This window comes from Variovorax sp. 770b2 (genome assembly GCF_900115685.1).
Classification (GTDB): Bacteria; Pseudomonadota; Gammaproteobacteria; order Burkholderiales; family Burkholderiaceae_C; genus Variovorax.
This window is the reverse complement of sequence record NZ_FOXJ01000005.1, coordinates 295240-311707: the sequence shown is the minus strand read 5'-3', so window position 1 is coordinate 311707 and position 16468 is coordinate 295240. Positions and strand designations below refer to the sequence as shown.

Annotated in this window: 19 protein-coding genes; 10 read left to right on the top strand and 9 right to left on the bottom strand. The window is 67.3% G+C overall.

The genetic code is table 11. The features are described 5' to 3' along the window. Positions 1-16 precede the first annotated feature (16 nt). From BM133_RS25385 to BM133_RS25360, 6 genes are all read right to left on the bottom strand, one after another. Complete coding sequence (locus BM133_RS25385) at positions 17-505, bottom strand: tripartite tricarboxylate transporter TctB family protein (RefSeq protein WP_093440048.1); 489 nt, start codon at positions 503-505, stop codon at positions 17-19. 110 nt (positions 506-615) lie between these two features. Continuing rightward, positions 616-2412: a type IV pilus assembly ATPase TfpB gene (locus tag BM133_RS25380; RefSeq protein ID WP_093440045.1), complete on the bottom strand. Its 1797-nt coding sequence runs from the start codon at positions 2410-2412 to the stop codon at positions 616-618. After that, positions 2409-3191, bottom strand: a complete 783-nt coding sequence (locus tag BM133_RS25375) for a class I SAM-dependent methyltransferase (protein WP_093440043.1) — start codon at positions 3189-3191, stop codon at positions 2409-2411. The genes BM133_RS25380 and BM133_RS25375 overlap by 4 nt, the downstream gene beginning before the upstream one ends. Then, positions 3191-3718 carry a DNA-deoxyinosine glycosylase gene (locus BM133_RS25370; RefSeq protein WP_093440401.1) on the bottom strand — a complete coding sequence of 176 codons (528 nt, stop codon included), beginning with the start codon at positions 3716-3718 and terminating at the stop codon, positions 3191-3193. Before BM133_RS25370 ends, BM133_RS25375 begins: the two co-directional genes overlap by 1 nt. A gap of 83 nt (positions 3719-3801) precedes the next feature. Continuing rightward, a complete protein-coding gene (locus tag BM133_RS25365) occupies positions 3802-4260 on the bottom strand; it encodes a hypothetical protein (RefSeq protein WP_093440040.1) in 459 nt (152 codons plus the stop codon). 130 nt (positions 4261-4390) lie between these two features. Beyond that, positions 4391-5251 (bottom strand): TatD family hydrolase, encoded by an 861-nt coding sequence (locus tag BM133_RS25360; protein WP_093440037.1) that lies wholly within the window; start codon positions 5249-5251, stop codon positions 4391-4393. A gap of 88 nt (positions 5252-5339) precedes the next feature. Here BM133_RS25360 and BM133_RS25355 point away from each other — a divergent pair, with 88 nt between their 5' ends. The 4 genes from BM133_RS25355 to BM133_RS25340 all read left to right on the top strand — a co-directional run bounded on the left by BM133_RS25355 (position 5340) and on the right by BM133_RS25340 (position 9521). After that, a complete protein-coding gene (locus tag BM133_RS25355) occupies positions 5340-6344 on the top strand; it encodes a S1C family serine protease (protein WP_093440035.1) in 1005 nt (334 codons plus the stop codon). 20 nt (positions 6345-6364) lie between these two features. Next, a complete protein-coding gene (locus tag BM133_RS25350) occupies positions 6365-7390 on the top strand; it encodes an AAA family ATPase (protein ID WP_093440032.1) in 1026 nt (341 codons plus the stop codon). 110 nt (positions 7391-7500) lie between these two features. Next, the gene (locus tag BM133_RS25345) at positions 7501-8487 is read left to right on the top strand and encodes a DUF58 domain-containing protein (RefSeq protein ID WP_093440030.1); all 987 of its coding nucleotides are present in this window, start codon (positions 7501-7503) and stop codon (positions 8485-8487) included. Continuing rightward, on the top strand, positions 8484-9521 hold the full coding sequence (locus BM133_RS25340) for a VWA domain-containing protein (RefSeq protein WP_093440027.1): 1038 nt from the start codon (positions 8484-8486) through the stop codon (positions 9519-9521). Before BM133_RS25345 ends, BM133_RS25340 begins: the two co-directional genes overlap by 4 nt. A gap of 1 nt (position 9522) precedes the next feature. Here the strand turns inward: BM133_RS25340 and BM133_RS25335 are convergent, their stop codons facing one another. Beyond that, positions 9523-10101 carry a TetR/AcrR family transcriptional regulator gene (locus tag BM133_RS25335; RefSeq protein WP_093440024.1) on the bottom strand — a complete coding sequence of 193 codons (579 nt, stop codon included), beginning with the start codon at positions 10099-10101 and terminating at the stop codon, positions 9523-9525. 142 nt (positions 10102-10243) lie between these two features. On the opposite strand from BM133_RS25335, the gene BM133_RS25330 reads away from it, so the two are divergent. Further along, the gene (locus tag BM133_RS25330) at positions 10244-11047 is read left to right on the top strand and encodes an SDR family NAD(P)-dependent oxidoreductase (RefSeq protein WP_093440399.1); all 804 of its coding nucleotides are present in this window, start codon (positions 10244-10246) and stop codon (positions 11045-11047) included. Here the strand turns inward: BM133_RS25330 and BM133_RS25325 are convergent, their stop codons facing one another. Next, positions 11048-11683, bottom strand: a complete 636-nt coding sequence (locus BM133_RS25325) for a TetR/AcrR family transcriptional regulator (protein ID WP_093440022.1) — start codon at positions 11681-11683, stop codon at positions 11048-11050. 67 nt (positions 11684-11750) lie between these two features. Further along, positions 11751-12353, bottom strand: coding sequence for a phenylacetic acid degradation protein PaaY (locus BM133_RS25320; protein WP_093440019.1), 603 nt, complete (start codon positions 12351-12353; stop codon positions 11751-11753). Between the two features lie 150 nt (positions 12354-12503). Here BM133_RS25320 and BM133_RS25315 point away from each other — a divergent pair, with 150 nt between their 5' ends. The 5 genes from BM133_RS25315 to paaB are packed head-to-tail and all read left to right on the top strand — an operon-like array spanning position 12504 to position 16449. Then, a complete protein-coding gene (locus tag BM133_RS25315; RefSeq protein WP_093440016.1) occupies positions 12504-13307 on the top strand; it encodes an enoyl-CoA hydratase-related protein in 804 nt (267 codons plus the stop codon). Between the two features lie 3 nt (positions 13308-13310). Next, positions 13311-13766: a hydroxyphenylacetyl-CoA thioesterase PaaI gene (gene paaI, locus BM133_RS25310; RefSeq protein WP_093440014.1), complete on the top strand. Its 456-nt coding sequence runs from the start codon at positions 13311-13313 to the stop codon at positions 13764-13766. A gap of 34 nt (positions 13767-13800) precedes the next feature. Further along, positions 13801-15111, top strand: coding sequence for a phenylacetate--CoA ligase PaaK (paaK, locus tag BM133_RS25305; RefSeq protein WP_093440396.1), 1311 nt, complete (start codon positions 13801-13803; stop codon positions 15109-15111). A gap of 34 nt (positions 15112-15145) precedes the next feature. Beyond that, positions 15146-16153, top strand: a complete 1008-nt coding sequence (gene paaA, locus BM133_RS25300; protein ID WP_093440011.1) for a 1,2-phenylacetyl-CoA epoxidase subunit PaaA — start codon at positions 15146-15148, stop codon at positions 16151-16153. After that, the gene (gene paaB, locus BM133_RS25295; protein WP_093440009.1) at positions 16150-16449 is read left to right on the top strand and encodes a 1,2-phenylacetyl-CoA epoxidase subunit PaaB; all 300 of its coding nucleotides are present in this window, start codon (positions 16150-16152) and stop codon (positions 16447-16449) included. Before paaA ends, paaB begins: the two co-directional genes overlap by 4 nt. Positions 16450-16468 lie beyond the last annotated feature (19 nt).

Here is a 16468-nt window from a genome sequence, read left to right as displayed (position 1 = left end):
GTGAGCAGCTTTCTTCTCAACCGGTGATGAAGGTCGGCCAGACCTGGATCTGCAGCTTGAGCGCCCAGATGAATGCGATGTAGCTGCCGATGGCAAGCACCGTCGCCAGGACCAGCACGGTGGGCAGCTTGAACTCGTGGCCCGCGAGGCTGCCGATGATCACGAGCGCGTAGATCGCGATGATCATTCCCATGGCCGGCACACCGATGCTCGGCAGGCCCCCCAGGAGGACGCCGAATGCGAGGTTGGCGCCCAGGATGAACACCACCTGCTTCCAGGCCCATTTGCCGATCTTTTCGCCGTCGGTCGTTTCAACGGTCAAGCCGCTGAACATGATCCCCAGGCCGATGAAGGCCATCAGGATGCCAAGCATCAACGGGAAGTAACCCGGACCCATGCGGGCGCCGCTGCCCACGCTGTAGGTGGTGGCGCCCCAGGCGAACCCCACACCCACGACGGTGAACATCAGTCCCGAGAAAAAGTCTTTCTGACTTTTGATTTTCACGAACAGTCTCCTCGAACAAGTTTCGATGCGGGATTGTCCAGTCAGCTTGCGGTCAGGCGGATGTGGATTTCACTAACCGAACGGTTAGGGTTAACCCAAAGGGCAACACCTCACTCCAGGGGTGGCGTGGCGCTCAGCACCTCTTCGATGGTGGTCACGCCCTCGGCCACGCGCAGCGCGCCTGCCAGGCGCAGGGGCCGCATGCCGTCGATCACGGCCTGGCGCCTGAGGCCCGTGAGGTTGGGCTCCTTGGTGACCTTGTCCTTGAAGGCCTCGGTCACGCTCAGCAGTTCATACAGGCCCATGCGGCCCATGTAGCCCGTCATGCGGCAATCGACGCAACCCACCGGCTTGTAGGCGCGCACGGAGCCCGTGATCTGCCAGGGCTTGACGATGGCCTCCAGGCTCTCGCGCGTGACCGCGTCGTCGGGCTGCTTGCAGTGCGGGCACAGCGTGCGCACCAGCCGCTGCGCGAGCACGCCCAGCATCACGGCGGTGATGAGGTACGACGGCACGCCCAGCTCCATCATCCGCGTGATGGCGCTGGGCGCATCGTTGGTGTGCAGCGTGCTGAACACGAGGTGGCCGGTGAGCGCGGCCTGCACCGCCATCTCGGCAGTGGCGAGGTCGCGGATTTCGCCCACCATGATGATGTCCGGGTCCTGCCGCATCAGCGCACGCAGGCCCTCGGTGAAACCGAAGTCCAGCTGCGGCTGCACCTGCGTCTGGTTGAACGAGGGCTCGATCATTTCGATCGGGTCTTCGACCGTGCTCACATTGACCTCTTCGGTCGCCACGCGCTTCAACGTGGAGTACAGCGTGGTGGTCTTGCCCGAGCCCGTCGGACCAGTCACCAGGATGATGCCGTTGGGCCGCGTCACGAGCTGTTCCCAACGCTGCGCATCGTGTTGCGCGAAGCCCAGGGCGTCGAGGTCCTTCACCGCGGTGTCGGGGTCGAAGATCCGCATCACCATCTTCTCGCCGAAGGCCGTCGGCAAGGTGGACAAACGCATTTCGACTTCGTCGCCGCGCATGTTGCGGGTCTTGATGCGGCCGTCCAGCGGGCGGCGCTTCTCGACCACGTCCATGCGGCCCAAAAGCTTGATGCGCGCGACCATCGCGTTCATCACGCCCATGGGCATCTGGTAGGCCGGGTGCAGGATGCCGTCGATGCGAAAGCGGATCACGCCCTGTTCCCGGCGCGGCTCCAGGTGGATGTCGCTTGCGCGCTGGTCGAAGGCGTACTGCCAGAGCCAGTCGACCACCTGCACCACGCTCTGGTCGTTGGCGTCCAGCTGCTTGGTGCTCTTGCCCAGTTCGACCAGCTGCTCGAAGCTCGCGCCGCCGGTGTTGCCGCCGGCCTTCTGCGCGGCGCGAACCGATTTCGCGAGCGCGAAGAACTCGGCCGTGTAGCGCTGGATGTCGGCCGGGTTGGCGACCACGCGCCGCACCGTGCGCTTGGACTGGCGCTCGACCTCGGCGATCCAGTCGGTGAGAAACGGCTCGGCCGTGGCCACCACCACCTCGGTGGGCAGCACCTGCACCGGCAGCACCTTGTGGCGCTCGGCATAGGCCGCGCTCATGGTGTCGGCCACCTTGCCCACGTCGACCTTGAGCGGGTCGATGCGCAGGTAGGTGAGGCCGGCGCGGCCGGCGAGCCATTGCGTGAGCGCTTCGAGGTCGAGCGGCTTGTTGTCGCTCTCGCGCGTCATCGCCACATTGGCAAGACGAACCAGCGGGGCCTGGCGGCTCTCGGCCTGCGCGCAGCGCGCGATGGTGCGCTTGGCCTCGACCGGGGAAATCACGCCGTCCGTGGCCAGCCATTCGATCAGGCGGCGCAGCTCGAGCGGCCCTTCATGACGGGCGGCCAGCGGGGCGGGTGCGGAAACGGCGGGAACAGCGCTCATGAGCCGGAGGTTCGGGTGATGGAGAGATTCAGGGGCTTGAACACCCGCAGCCACTTCGGCGCGGGCAGACTCCAGCGAGTCTGGATCGTTTGCGCGCGCTCGGCAAGCATCTCGCGCTTCGGACGGCTCGGCGTGCGCTGCGCCAGCACCACCGTGTTGCCTTCGCGCGTCGGCTTGAAGGCCCAGACGGCATCGGCGCCGAACGCGGCGGCGATCTTCTCCAGGCTGCGCTCGTAGCTGGACGAGCGGCCGAAGAGGTTGACCGTCATGCAGCCGTCTTCGGTGAGCAGCGCGCGGCAGTCGGCGTAGAAGTCTTCGCTGTCGAGCACTGGCGCTGCGGCCTCATGGTCGTACAGGTCGACCTGCAACGCATCGACTGTGCCGTGCCACTCGGGCTTGCGGATCTCCAGCGCTGCATCGGCGATCACCACGCGCAGCTTCGGGTCGTCGGCCGGCAGCTTGAACCAGCCGCGGCACGCGGCCACCACCTGCGGATTGAGTTCGACCGCCGTGGTGCGCATGCGCAGCGTCTTGCGCGAGAACTTGGTGAGCGTGGCCGCGCCGAGGCCCAACTGCATCGCGTGGCGGCTGGCGACGGTCTTGCCATCGACGAAGAGCAGCCAGGCCATCATGCGCTGCACGTACTCGAGCTCGATCTCGAACGGCGCATCGAGCTTCATCGAGCCCTGGACCCATTCGGTGCCCAGGTGCAGGTAGCGGATGTCGCCCCAGTCGGAAAAATTGACTTCGGGAAGAACGGGGGTGGTGCGCGTTGCCATCAGATGAGTGTGTGGGCGTCGAAGACCTCGCGCCAGGCCGCGAGCTTTCGCTCGAAGCTCCACGACGCATTGGCGGGGCTGGTGGAAGGCAGCTGGTAGACCGGCACGCCGAGGGTGCGCGTGTGGCGCGCATGCTTGAAGCTCTCGCCGCCGTTGTGCGCAATGGCGGCGAGCCTGGGCAGCTTGAGGCCGGCGATGTCGTTCGCGACGGGCGCGCGAATCGCCGAATCGAGGCTGCCTTCGCGTTCGCAGGCCGCGTACACGTCCCACACGCCCAGGCCGCGATCGAGCAGCCACGCCTTCTTTGCCGCGTAGCTGTCTGCGCCGGTCGGCAGCGGGTGGTCGGGCCAGACAGCTTGCAAGATCTTCCAGAACTGGTTTTGGGGATGCGCATAGTACTGCTGCTGCGCGAGCGAACGGACCCCGGGAAAGCTGCCCAGGATCAGCACGACGGTGCCCGGCGAGACGATGGGCGCGAGGCCGGTGAGCACCAGGCTGTCGGCTCCGGATGCGGCGGGTCGGTTCATGGACTGCATCTTGGCACTGTCGCCGTTCCACAAAAAAACCCGCCGAAGCGGGTTCTTTCGAGAGCGCGGACCGAAGCCCAGGCTTACTTCTTGGCGGCTTCGTTCTCGGCGGTGCCGGGGATCTTCTCGCCGATGGCGGCGCCCGTGCTGCGCATGCCGTCGGCCGTCTTGTGGCCGGCGGTTTCAACGGCGTCGCCGGTCTTCGTGGCGGCCTTCTTGGTGGCGTTGGTGGCCTTCTTGGTGGTGTTCTTGGTCGCGCTCCAGGCCTTCTTGGTGCCGCGCTCGGTGGCGTTGGCGGCCTTCTTGGTGGTGCTCTTGGTAGCGTCCCAGGCCTTCTCGGCGCCGTTTTCGGTGGCGTTCACGGCCTTCTTGGTGGTGCGCTTGGTGGCGTCCACCGCGTCGCTGCCGGCTTCCTTCACCTTCTCGGTGGTGGTGGGCTCGGCCGTTGCGGGGGCCGCGGTCTGCGCCACGGCGGACACACCGATGGAGGCGAGCGCCAGAGCGAGCACGACGGGCATGGTGCGAACGAAAGATGTGGTCATGGAAGACTCCTTTTTGAGTGAAGTGTTGGAGTGACGGACTTGCCACTGTGCAAGCAACGCCACTTCGAACTTCAAGGATGACAGCAAAAACTCGCCCCACGCCGCCCCCATCGCAACTCGGGACATTGGCCTACGCGGAGTGCGGCGCGCGTTCCGACAAGGCCATCAGACTTTCGAGCTTCGGCATCGTTTCGACCGCATTCCGGGTGGTGGCTTCGGCCAGCGCATCGATGCCGATGCCGCGCAATCCGGCCACCACTTCGGCGATGCGCGGCAGCTCGCCGGGCTCGTTGCGGCCCTGCGCCTGGCCCGCGTCGCGCTGCGCCTGCGTGCGGTAGAGCCAGTGCGGCTGGATGTCGGGCGCGTCCGTTTCCATCACGATCGCCTCGAGCGGCAACGTGGTGGCGAGCCGCCGCAACTGCAGCGCGCGCTCGAAGGTCACCGCGCCGCCGAAGCCCAGCCGAAGGCCCAATTCGATGCAGGCGTGCGCCTGCTGCTCGCTGCCGTTGAAGGCATGCGCGATGCCCTGCCATGGCCGCCCGCCCGCTGTCTGGCGCAGGTGCTTGAGCACCTTGTCCACCGAACGCCGCACGTGGATGAGCACGGGTAACCCGTGCTTGCGTGCCAGTTGCAACTGAGTGTGAAAAAAACGCTCCTGCCTGGGGCCGTCGAGGCCTTCGACGAAGTAGTCCAGGCCGATCTCGCCGACCGCCACAAGCCGCGGATCGCCCTGCCGCGCGGCCAATTCCGCATCGAGCACTTCGAGGTCGGCGTCCTCTGCCTGGCCCGTGCAAAGTGGGTGGATACCCAGCGCGTAGGCATCGCCCTGCCTGTGGGCGAGCTCCCGCACGGTGGCGAAGTTGAAGACGGCAACCGCCGGAATCACGCACAGGGAAACCCCCTGGGCCGCGGCGCGGGCGCGGATCCGAGGCATCTCCGCACCGAATTCGGGCGCGTCCAGGTGGCAGTGGGTATCGACAAACGAAGCCATCGCGCCATGATGCCCGAAGGGATGCGCAGGCGCGGAAAGCGTGCTACTGTGAACTCCTTCACGCGTCTTTTTTGCCGGAGGTTCTCCGATGCGCAGGCCCGCTTTCTATAGCCGTTCGCCCCGCACGCCGTCGCCGGCCGCAGAACAAGCGGCCGACGAGGCGGATGCCGCGGCATCCCCGGACACGGCAGGCGCAGGTGGCGCCTTACAGCCACCGAGAGCCCGCGCTGGCTGGCAGCCGGGACGCAAGAGCTTCGCCCTCCTCCTCGTGCTGTGCGCGGCGCTGGTCACCGGCGGCGCTGTGTGGTGGCCGCGCCAGGGCAAGGCGATCACGCAGAAAGACATCGATGCGGCCGTGCTGCGCACGATGCAGACCGCCACCCTCCCCTCACCGGCAGCCAGAGCAGCCGACATCATCCGGCCCTCGGTCGTTCGCGTGGTGAGCTACGGCCCCGAGAAGGCCACGCCCGAAGCCAAGACCCAGAAACGCGGCCGCAACATGGCCAAGGGCAAGCCGCCCGAAGCCCCGCTCGACGGCGCGGCGCCAGGCGAGGTCGAGCGCGGCGTGGGCACCGGCGTGGTGATCGTCGACAAGGGCGTGATCCTCACCAACCTGCACGTCGTGGCCGGCTCCGAGAAGATCAAGGTCACCTTCGCCGACGGGCTGGAGGCGGTGGCCGTCATCACCGGCGTGCAGCCCGAGAACGACCTCGCGGTGCTGCAGGCGCAGAAGATTCCCGACGACCTGATCCCCGCCGCGATGCGCTCCACCGCCGACCTGCGCCCCGGCGACCAGGTCGCGGCCGTGGGCTTTCCGTTCGGCATCGGGCCTTCGGTGTCGGCCGGCGTGGTGTCGGGCCTGAAGCGCTCGTTCCGCTCGCCCGAGGGCAAGCAGGAGCTGGGCAACCTCATCCAGTTCGACGCGGCCGCCAACCCCGGCAACTCGGGCGGCCCGCTCATCAACATGGACGGCGAGGTGCTGGGCATCGTCACCGCCATCCTCAACCCCACGCAGCAGCGCACCTTCATCGGCATCGGCTTCGCGGTGCCCATCGAGAACGCGGCCTCTGCGGCAGGTTCGCCGCCGTTCTGATTTCTTCGAAAGCCCTTCGCATGAGCACAGAGACCCCTCCCCTGTCGACCTTCTCCACCGCGCCCGCCACCGCCGAGCTGATGGAGCAGATCCTCTACGAGGTCAAGCGCGTGGTGGTGGGCCAGGACCGCTTTCTGGAGCGCGTGATGGTCGCAATGCTCGCGGGCGGCCACCTGCTGGTCGAAGGCGTGCCGGGGCTGGCGAAGACGCTCACCATCAAGACGCTGGCCGACACCGTGCGCGGCCATTTCAAGCGCATCCAGTTCACGCCCGACCTGGTGCCGGCCGACCTGGTGGGCACGCGCATCTACAACCAGAAGACGGGCGAATTCAGCACCTCGCTGGGCCCGGTGTTCGCCAACCTGCTCCTGGCCGACGAAATCAACCGTGCGCCGGCCAAGGTGCAGAGCGCGCTGCTCGAAGTGATGCAGGAGCGCCAGGTCACCATCGCCGGCGAAACCCACAAGGTGCCGCGGCCCTTCCTCGTGATGGCGACGCAGAACCCCATCGAGACCGAAGGCACCTACCCGCTGCCCGAGGCGCAGGTGGACCGCTTCATGATGAAGGTGCTGGTCGACTACCCGAGCGACGAGGAAGAGTTCGTGATCGTCCAGCGCGTGATCGGCCCGCCGGTGGAGGCCAGCCCGGTCGCCACCACCGAGCAGCTCGCGGCGCTGCAGGCGGAGGCGCGGCGCGTGTACGTCGACCCTTCGTTGATCCAGTACGCGGTGAAGCTCGTCTCGGCCACCCGCACCCCCGAGAAGCACGGCCTGAAGGACATGCGCCGCTTCATCACCTTCGGCGCGAGCCCGCGCGCCAGCATCAGCCTCACCGAGGGCGCGCGTGCGCTCGCGCTGCTGCGCGGGCGCAGCTATGCGCTGCCCGAGGACATGACCGCGCTGGTGCTCGACGTGCTGCGCCATCGCGTGACGCTTTCCTACGAAGGGTTGTCCGAAGGCCTGACGCCCGACAGCCTGATCGAGAAGATCATGCGGGCCATTCCCGCTCCACCCAAACCGCTCGAACATGAAAAGCTGGTGGCCTGAAATGAGCACACCCCCAGTCTTCGCGCACTTCGTGTCGCTGCGCCAACCCCCTTGCAGGGGACAACACCTGCGGCCCGGCAAAGCCGGTTCCGCGGTGTTCCCGAATCCATATGAAAAGCTGGTGGCGTAAGGCCCCTGCGGCCGCGAACGACGAACGGCTTGCAGCGGAAGCCGGCGGCGCCGAGCGCGCGCTGCGCCGGCTCGAATGGACGGTCATCCGTCGCCTCGACGGCCTGCTGCAGGGCGACTACCGCACGCTCATGCGCGGCAGCGGCCTCGATCTGGCGGACCTGCGCGAATACCAGCACCACGACGACGTGCGCCACATCGACTGGAACGTCACCGCCCGCCTGCAGACGCCGCACGTGCGCGTCTTCACCGAAGACCGCGAGATGGCCGCCTGGTTCGTGCTCGACCTGAGCCGCTCGGTGGACTTCGGCTCGGGCCTGAAGGCCAAGCGCGAGATCTCGGCCGGCTTCGTCGGCGTGCTCGCGCGACTGCTCACGCGCCACGGCAACCGGGTCGGCGCGCTGGTCTACGGCAACGACCTGGAAGCCGTGATCCCGCCGCGCAGCGGCCGGCGCCACGTGCTGCACCTGCTGCACGCGATGGAGCGCCGCGCCGACAAGGCGGACGGCCCCGCGCAGAAAGGAATGACCCGCCTGGACGACCTGCTGAAATCCGCCGCCACGCTGATGCCGCGCCGCTCCACCGTCTTCGTGGTGTCCGACTTCCTGAGCGAGCCCGGCTGGGAGCGCCCGCTCGGCCAATTGGTGCAACGGCACGAGGTGATCGCAGTGCGCCTCTTCGATCCGCTCGAGCTCGAACTGCCGGACCTGGGCCTCGTGCCGCTGCGGGATGCAGAGACCGGCGAGCAGCTGTGGGTCGACACCCACGATGCCGGTTTTCGCAAGCGCTTTGCGCGCCTGGCCACCGAGCGCGAGGCGACGCTGCGCGCCTCGCTCGCCAAAGCCGGCGTCGACGCCCTGGAGCTCTCGACCAGTGACGACCTGGTGGAAGCCATCGTTCGTTTTGCCGACCTGCGCAAGCGCCGCACACGCGTCGGTTCGGGCAATGTGAAGGCGGTGGCAGCATGACCTTTCTCTGGCCTCAATTCCTCTGGCTGCTGGCGGCGTTGCCGCTGCTGGTGTTGCTCTATGTTTGGCTGATCCGCCGCAAGAAGAAGCTGGCGGTGCGCTATGCGAGCCTCTCGATCGTTCGGGAGGCGATGGGCGCCGGGCAGAGCTTCAGAAGGCACATTCCGCCCTTGCTGTTCCTGCTGGCCATGGCCGCGATGCTGCTGGCCGCGGCGCGGCCGATGGCGGTGGTGATGCTGCCCTCGAACCAGCAGACCATCATCCTCGCGATGGACGTCTCGGGCAGCATGCGCGCGGCCGACGTGCTGCCCAACCGGCTGGTGGCGGCGCAGGAGGCCGCCAAGAGCTTCATCAAGGATCTTCCGCGCACCGTGAAGGTCGGCATCGTCGCCTTCGCGGGCAGCGCGCAGGTGGCGCAGTTGCCCACCACCAACCACGACGACCTGGTGACCGCCATCGACAGCTTCCAGCTGCAGCGCGCCACCGCCACCGGCAACGCCATCGTGGTGTCGCTCGCCACGCTGTTCCCCGATGCGGGCATCGACGTCGAGCAGTTCAGCGCACCGAGCCGCCAGCGCGGAACGCCGATCGACCAGACCGAGAAGAAGCTCAAGGACTTCACCCCCGTGGCGCCCGGCTCCTTCACCTCGGCCGCGATCATCATGCTGACCGACGGCCAGCGCACCACCGGCGTCGATCCGCTCGACGCGGCCAAGGCCGCGGCCGACCGCGGCGTGCGCATCTACACAGTGGGCGTGGGCACGGTCGATGGCGAGACCATCGGCTTCGAAGGCTGGTCGATGCGCGTGCGGCTGGACGAGGAGACGCTCAAGGCCGTGGCCAACAAGACCAATGCCGAGTACTTCTACGCGGGCACCGCGAACGACCTGAAGAAGGTCTACGAGACGCTCAGCTCCAAGCTCACCGTGGAGAAGAAGGAAACGGAAATCTCGGCGCTGTTCGCGCTCGGCGCGGCGGTGCTCACGCTGCTGTCGGCGGGGCTGTCGCTGCTCTGGTTCAACCGCATCCTCTAGGTCAGGCCTTCGGCGCCGACTGAAGGCCGGCCAGCACCTCGCGCAGGATTTCTTCCGACAGGGCCTCGTCGTCCACGGCGCGGGCCAGCACCACGCCGCCGTACATCGACGCGAGCATGCGGATCGCATCGCCCTTCGCGTTCTTCCTGGAACGCCATGGGAAGTTCCTCGCGAACCGGTCGATGACCGACTTCAGGTACGCCGTCAGCGGCGCGCCCACGCCCTGCTCGCTGCCCGGCTGGCCCGAGTGCGCCGCAAACGCCGCCACCAGACAGCCGTCGGCCCGGCCGTCGCGATGGTCCGGGCTCATGTACTGCCGCACATAGGCGCGCATGCCTTCGGGCGTTTCGCCGGCCGCATCGAGGTCGGCGAGCGCGGCGTCCCCGGAGTGCGTGATGCACTCTGCCATCAGCGCTTCCTTCGAATCGAAGTGGTTGTAGAAGGGCCCGTGCGTGAGGCCGGTGGCTTTCATGATCTCGCTCACGCTCACGCCGTCGAAGCCGCGCTCCTTGAACAGGCGCGAGGCCTCGGCAAGGATCTTCTGGTGCTTTTCGGCGGTTTCCGCTGCTGGGTATCGCATGTGACCTCTTTCTGTTCCGGGGTACTTCAGGACCTCGGTTGACGTTAAGCATGATACCCATCATGCTTCGCCACTTCAAACATGATGGTCATCATGCTTGTAGCCCCAACCACCTTCCAACCCCCTTTGAATGGATTTCCCCATGAGCGAACAAGCAACCCTCGGCACCGCCGTCGTCACAGGCGCCTCGGCCGGCCTCGGCAAGATCTATGCGGACCGCCTGGCCCGCCGCGGCCACGATCTGGTGCTGGTGGCGCGCCGCGCCGACCTGCTGGAAGAAGTCGCGACCGCTCTGCGCGCCGGGTACGGCGTGAAAGTGAAGACGCTCGCGGCCGACCTGGCCGTTGCCGACGACCTCGCGCGCGTGACCCAAGTCATCGCCACCGACGCATCGGTCACGCTGCTGGTCAACAACGCCGGCCTCTCGACGCTCGCGCCCGTCGCGCAGACCACGACCGCGCAGCTGCAAAGCATGCTGGACGTGAACATCAACGCCCTCGCGCACCTGAGCCACGCCGCGCTGGCCGCTTTCAAGGCGCGCGACCGCGGCACGCTGGTGAACATCGGCTCGGTGCTGGGCTTCCACACGCTGCCGATCAGCAGCATCTACAGCGGTACCAAGGCCTTCGTGGTCGCGTTCACGCGCGGGCTGCAGGATGAAGTGGCGGGCACCGGCGTGAAGGTGCAGCTGGTGCTGCCGGCCGCGACGGCCACCGATATCTGGGAGCTCTCGGGCGTGCCGATGTCGGCACTGGCCGAAGGCACGATCATGGCCGCCGAAGACTGCGTGGACGCGGCCCTGGCCGGCCTCGACCTGGGCGAGCCGATCACCCTGCCGTCGGTGAACGATGCAGCCCTGCTCGCGACTTTCGTCGATGCGGGCGCCAAGCTGTTCGGCGCGTCGCAGACCAGCAAGCCGGCGGCGCGCTACTTGAAGGCGGCCTGATCAGTCATCGCGGCCTGCGCGGCCGCGATCGCCGTAGTCCGGCGATTTCACCGCGCCGATGCCGCCGAGGAACAGATCGGCCACGATCGGCGCGATCGCCGCGTGGTCGAGCGTTCCGCCCGGCTTCATCCAGGTGAACATCCAGTTGATCATGCCGAACAGCAGCATGGTCAGCGGCTTGGCCAGGTCGTCGCTCGGAGCCCCTGGCCGCAGCGCCGACACCGCGCGCGCAAAGCCCGCGACCACCTCGCGCTCCTTGTCGAGCACGCGCTCGCGGTCTTCTGCTTCGAGAAAGCGCACGTCGTCGGTGAGCACGCGGTGCGCGTCCTGCGCGCCGGCGTATTCCTCGACGATGCGGTAGATGAAGCGGCGAAGGCGCTGTTCATCGGTGTGCGTGGACGCCTCTTCCTCGGCCACCAGCGCCGCCAGCTTGGAGACGTGCGTCTCTGCGATGCTGATGAGCAGGCTGCTCTTGTCCTTGTAGTAGTGATAGAGCGTGGCCTTCGAGAGGTTGCACGCCTCGGCCACCTGGTTCATCGACGTGGCGGGATAGCCCCGGCGCGCGAACAGCTGGGCGGCCTGCGCGAGGATCAGCTCGCGCTGGTCGTCGTAGGTGGCGGATCTTCCACGCGGCATCGGGTCTGGTTCCTTGGATTCAAGCGGTTGAGGGCAGCGCGCGATCTTGCATGAAGCGGGCGACGGGTTATCCGCGCCGCGTGGCGATGAGCGAACGCACGTCGATGGCCGGCAGACGCGGGCGCTCCGCCTCCATTTCGGCGAGCGGCGCCACCTCGCGCAGGCTCTCCAGGCTGCGCACCGTCAGCGCCTGGTAGACGTGCGTGCCTTCGAGCTTCCAGGCGATCTCCTCGTCGCTGAGCTCGCGTTTCACCTTCGCCGGAATGCCCGACACCAGCGAGCGCGCCGGCACCTTCATGCCGGCCGGCACGAAGGCGCAGGCCGCCACGATGGCCTTCTCGCCGATCTCGGCCTCGTCCATCACCACCGCATTCATGCCCACCAGCGCATCGCGCCGCACGATGCAGCTGTGCAGGATCGCGCCGTGGCCGATGTGGCCGTTGACCTCCACCACCGTGTCGTTGTCGGGAAAGCCGTGGATGCAGCAGTGGTCCTGCACGTTGGAGCCCTCCTGCAGCACGATGCGGCCGAAGTCGCCGCGCAGGCTCGCGCAGGGGCCGACATAACAGTTCGGGCCGACGATCACGTCGCCGATCAGCACCGCGCTGGGGTGCACGTAGGCGCTCGGGTCGACGACGGGAATCACGCCGTCGATGGAATAGCTGGGCATTCGGTCGGTCTCCTTTTTTTGGGGGACTCAGGGTTTGCCCTGAATCAACCCGCTTGTGTCGGGATTGAGCTCGATCCTAAAATCAACCGAACGGTCGGTCAATAGTGTTTGCGAGCCGATTCGTACCCCCACAAGGATGAGAGACACCCCATGTCAGAACCTTTAGTTCTCACCAGCAACGCCGGCGCGGTCCGCACGCTGAGCCTGAACCGCCCCGCGGCGCTCAACAGCTTCACGACGCAGATGCATGCCGAGTTGATGGCCGCGCTGGAACTCGCAGCCGGAGACGACGGCGTTCGATGCGTCGTTCTCACCGGCGCCGGCCGCGCCTTCTGTGCCGGGCAAGACCTCGCCGATCCCGCCGTTGCGCCCGACCCCACGCCCGGCGCCGCGCCCAAGGACCTGGGCCGCATGATCTCCACGTACTACGCCCCGCTCGTCGCGCGCCTGCGCTCGATGCCGGTGCCGGTCGTGGCCGCCGTGAACGGTGTTGCCGCGGGAGCGGGCGCCAACCTCGCGCTGTGCTGCGACCTCGTCGTGGCCGGCCGCTCGGCCAGCTTCATCCAGGCCTTCACCAAGATCGGCCTGGTGCCCGACACCGGCGGCACCTGGCTGCTGCCGCGCCTGGTGGGCTCGGCACGCGCGCTCGGCATCGCATTGCTGGGCGACAAGCTCCCCGCCGAAGAAGCCGCGCGCATCGGCCTCATCTGGCAGTGCGTGGACGACGCGGCACTGCCCGACGCGGCCGCCGCACTCGCCTCGAAACTGGCCGCCATGCCGACCCGCGCCCTCGTTGCGACCCGCCAGGCGATGGCCGCCGCGCAGGACATGGACCTCGAGGCCGCCCTCGCCGAAGAAGCGCGCCTGCAGCGCGAGATGGGCAATGCCGACGACTACCGCGAAGGCGTCGAAGCCTTCCGCGCCAAGCGCGCGCCCGTGTTCAAGGACCGCTGAGCCATGACCCACAGCGCCCCCGAATCCACCCGCACGCCCCAGCAGACGGCCGAGTACGTGCGCGACGGCATGCTCGCCAACGACAACGCCACCAAGGGCCTGGACATGCGCATCGTCGAGGTCGGCCCCGGCCAGGCCACCATCGAGATGCGCGTTCGCCCCGACATGCTCAACGGCCACGCCACCTGCCATGGCGGCTTCATGGCCACGCTGGCCGACTCGACCTTCGCCTTCGCCTGCAACTCGTACAACGAGCTGACCGTGGCCTCGGGCTTCTCGATCGACTTCATCGCCCCCGCGCGCGAGGGCGACATGCTCACCGCGCGCTGCCACGAGGTCTCCAAGGCCGGCCGCACCGGCGTGTACGACACCGAAATCACCAACCAGCGCGGCGAGCGCATCGCGATGTTCCGCGGCCGCTCCTACACCGCCAAGGGCCGACCCGCCGTTGCCGCCTGAAGAGACCGAAGAGACCGAAGAGACGAGACCCACCATGACCGCCCGACACCCCGCCCCCGGCGAATTCGACCCCATCGAAACCGCGAGCCGCGACGAGATCACCGCGCTGCAGCTCACCCGCCTGCGCGCCACGCTGCAGCGCGCCTACGACAACGTGCCGCACTACCGTCGTGCCTTCGATGCGAAGGGCGTGCACCCGAACGATCTGAAGTCGCTCGCCGACCTGTCGAAGTTCCCGTTCACGGTGAAGAGCGACCTGCGCGACAACTACCCCTTCGGCATGTTCGCGGTGCCGCGTGAAAACGTTGCGCGCATCCATGCCTCGTCGGGCACCACCGGCAAGCCGACCGTGGTCGGCTACACGCTCAAGGACATCGACACCTGGGCCGACCTTGTCGCCCGTTCCATCCGCGCGGCGGGCGGGCGGCCCGGCGACATGGTGCACGTGTCGTACGGCTACGGCCTCTTCACCGGCGGCCTCGGCGCGCACTACGGCGCCGAGCGCGCGGGCTGCACCGTCATCCCGATGTCGGGCGGCCAGACCGAGAAGCAGGTGCAGATCATCCAGGACTTCAAGCCGAACATCATCATGGTCACGCCCAGCTACATGCAGGTGATCATCGAGCAGTTCGAACGCCAGGGCCTCGACGCGAAAGACAGCTCGCTGAAGATCGGCATCTTCGGCGCCGAGCCGTGGACCGAGGCGATGCGCCGCGACATCGAGGCCAAGGCCGGCATCGACGCGGTCGACATCTACGGCCTCTCCGAGGTGATGGGCCCGGGCGTTGCGAGCGAATGCGTCGAAAGCAAGGACGGCCCGGTGATCTGGGAAGACCATTTCTACCCCGAGATCATCGACCCCGAGACCGGCGAGCTGAAGGCCGATGGCGAAGAAGGCGAACTGGTCTTCACCTCGCTGAGTAAAGAGGCGATGCCGATCGTTCGCTACCGCACGCGCGACCTCACGCGCCTCCTGCCGCCCACCTCGCGCGCGTTCCGCCGCATGGGCAAGATCGTCGGGCGCAGCGACGACATGATGATCATCCGCGGCGTCAACGTCTTCCCCACGCAGGTGGAGGAGATCGTGCTCGCGCACAAGAGCCTCTCGGGCCTCTACCAGGTGCACGTGAGCCGTGCCGACAAGCTCGACCAGGTCGAGGTGCACTGCGAACTCAACCCCGCCGACGCCGCCTCCGCGGACCGCACCGCCATCGGCGAATGGGTGCAGCACCGCGTGAAGACGCTCATCGGCATTTCCACGCGCGTGGTGGTCCACGCGCCCGACGAGATGGAACGCACCCAGACCGGCAAGGCACGCCGCGTGATCGACACGCGCCCGCGCTGAGCTGCCCCCCACACCCCACCGAAAGGACACGCACATGTACACCCAGGCCATGGACACCATGGGCAAGGACGCAGGCGACGGCAAGAAGGCCGTGCGCTCCGCCGAGGAGATGCAGCTCGAAGAACGCTTCGACGCCCACATCGACGCCGGCGACTTCATCGAGGCGAAAGACTGGATGCCCGAGCACTACCGCAAGACGCTGGTGCGCCAGATCAGCCAGCACGCGCATTCCGAGATCGTCGGCATGCTGCCCGAGGGCAACTGGATCAGCCGCGCGCCCACGTTGAAGCGCAAGGCCATCCTGCTGGCCAAGGTGCAGGACGAAGGCGGCCACGGCCTCTACCTGTATGCGGCCGCAGAAACGCTGGGCACCTCGCGCGACCAGATGTTCGACGCGCTGCACAGCGGCAAGGCCAAGTACAGCTCGATCTTCAACTACCCGACGCTCACCTGGGCCGACATGGGCACCATCGGCTGGCTGGTCGATGGCGCGGCCATCATGAACCAGGTGCCGATCTGCCGCTGCTCGTATGCGCCCTATGCGCGCGCCATGATCCGCATCTGCCGCGAGGAGAGCTTTCACCAGCGCCAGGGCTACGAGGCGCTGCTCACGATGATGACCCACGGCACCGACGCGCAGAAGGCGATGGTGCAGGACGCGGTCGACCGCTGGTGGTGGCCCTCGATCATGATGTTCGGCCCGCCCGACGACCAGTCGCCCAACTCGGCGCAGTCGATGCGCTGGGGCATCAAGCGCTTCAGCAACGACGAGCTGCGCCAGAAGTTCATCGATGCCGCCGTCGAGCAGGCCGCCATCCTCGGCGTGACCCTGCCCGACCCCGATCTCAAGTGGAACGAAGAACGCCAGGCGCACGACTTCGGCACCATCGACTGGAGCGAGTTCTGGCGCGTGGTGGGCGGCGACGGCCCCTGCAACCGCGAGCGCCTGCAGGCCCGCGTCGATGCGTGGGACGACGGCGAATGGGTCCGCGAAGCCGCGATGGCCCATGCCAACAAACAACCATTGAAGGAGGCCGCATGAGCGCCGATACGACCAAGCAAGAGTGGCCCCTGTGGGAAGTGTTCGTGCGCAGCAAGGCGGGCCTGGACCACAAGCACTGCGGCAGCCTTCACGCAGCCGATTCGAAGATGGCGATCCAGATGGCGCGCGACGTGTACACGCGCCGCCAGGAAGGCAGCAGCATCTGGGTGGTGCGCTCCGAGCAGATCGTGGCGAGCGATCCGGCGGACAAGGACATGTACTTCGATCCGGCCGAAGACAAGGTCTACCGCCATCCGACCTTCTACGCGCTGCCCAAGTCCGTGGACCACATGTGAGCGGCCATTGACGGGAACA

Excerpts from the sequence above, each read along its gene's own strand:
- BM133_RS25365 (WP_093440040.1), bottom strand. The coding sequence starts at position 4,260 with ATGACCACATCTTTCGTTCGCACCATGCCCGTCGTGCTCGCTCTGGCG.
- BM133_RS25375 (WP_093440043.1), bottom strand. The coding sequence starts at position 3,191 with ATGGCAACGCGCACCACCCCCGTTCTTCCCGAAGTCAATTTTTCCGAC.
- BM133_RS25335 (WP_093440024.1), bottom strand. The coding sequence starts at position 10,101 with ATGCGATACCCAGCAGCGGAAACCGCCGAAAAGCACCAGAAGATCCTT.
- BM133_RS25355 (WP_093440035.1), top strand. The coding sequence starts at position 5,340 with ATGCGCAGGCCCGCTTTCTATAGCCGTTCGCCCCGCACGCCGTCGCCG.
- BM133_RS25380 (WP_093440045.1), bottom strand. The coding sequence starts at position 2,412 with ATGAGCGCTGTTCCCGCCGTTTCCGCACCCGCCCCGCTGGCCGCCCGT.
- paaI (WP_093440014.1), top strand. The coding sequence starts at position 13,311 with ATGACCCACAGCGCCCCCGAATCCACCCGCACGCCCCAGCAGACGGCC.
- BM133_RS25350 (WP_093440032.1), top strand. The coding sequence starts at position 6,365 with ATGAGCACAGAGACCCCTCCCCTGTCGACCTTCTCCACCGCGCCCGCC.
- paaA (WP_093440011.1), top strand. The coding sequence starts at position 15,146 with ATGTACACCCAGGCCATGGACACCATGGGCAAGGACGCAGGCGACGGC.
- paaB (WP_093440009.1), top strand. The coding sequence starts at position 16,150 with ATGAGCGCCGATACGACCAAGCAAGAGTGGCCCCTGTGGGAAGTGTTC.
- BM133_RS25360 (WP_093440037.1), bottom strand. The coding sequence starts at position 5,251 with ATGGCTTCGTTTGTCGATACCCACTGCCACCTGGACGCGCCCGAATTC.
- paaK (WP_093440396.1), top strand. The coding sequence starts at position 13,801 with ATGACCGCCCGACACCCCGCCCCCGGCGAATTCGACCCCATCGAAACC.
- BM133_RS25340 (WP_093440027.1), top strand. The coding sequence starts at position 8,484 with ATGACCTTTCTCTGGCCTCAATTCCTCTGGCTGCTGGCGGCGTTGCCG.
- BM133_RS25330 (WP_093440399.1), top strand. The coding sequence starts at position 10,244 with ATGAGCGAACAAGCAACCCTCGGCACCGCCGTCGTCACAGGCGCCTCG.
- BM133_RS25345 (WP_093440030.1), top strand. The coding sequence starts at position 7,501 with ATGAAAAGCTGGTGGCGTAAGGCCCCTGCGGCCGCGAACGACGAACGG.
- BM133_RS25315 (WP_093440016.1), top strand. The coding sequence starts at position 12,504 with ATGTCAGAACCTTTAGTTCTCACCAGCAACGCCGGCGCGGTCCGCACG.
- BM133_RS25325 (WP_093440022.1), bottom strand. The coding sequence starts at position 11,683 with ATGCCGCGTGGAAGATCCGCCACCTACGACGACCAGCGCGAGCTGATC.
- BM133_RS25370 (WP_093440401.1), bottom strand. The coding sequence starts at position 3,718 with ATGAACCGACCCGCCGCATCCGGAGCCGACAGCCTGGTGCTCACCGGC.
- BM133_RS25320 (WP_093440019.1), bottom strand. The coding sequence starts at position 12,353 with ATGCCCAGCTATTCCATCGACGGCGTGATTCCCGTCGTCGACCCGAGC.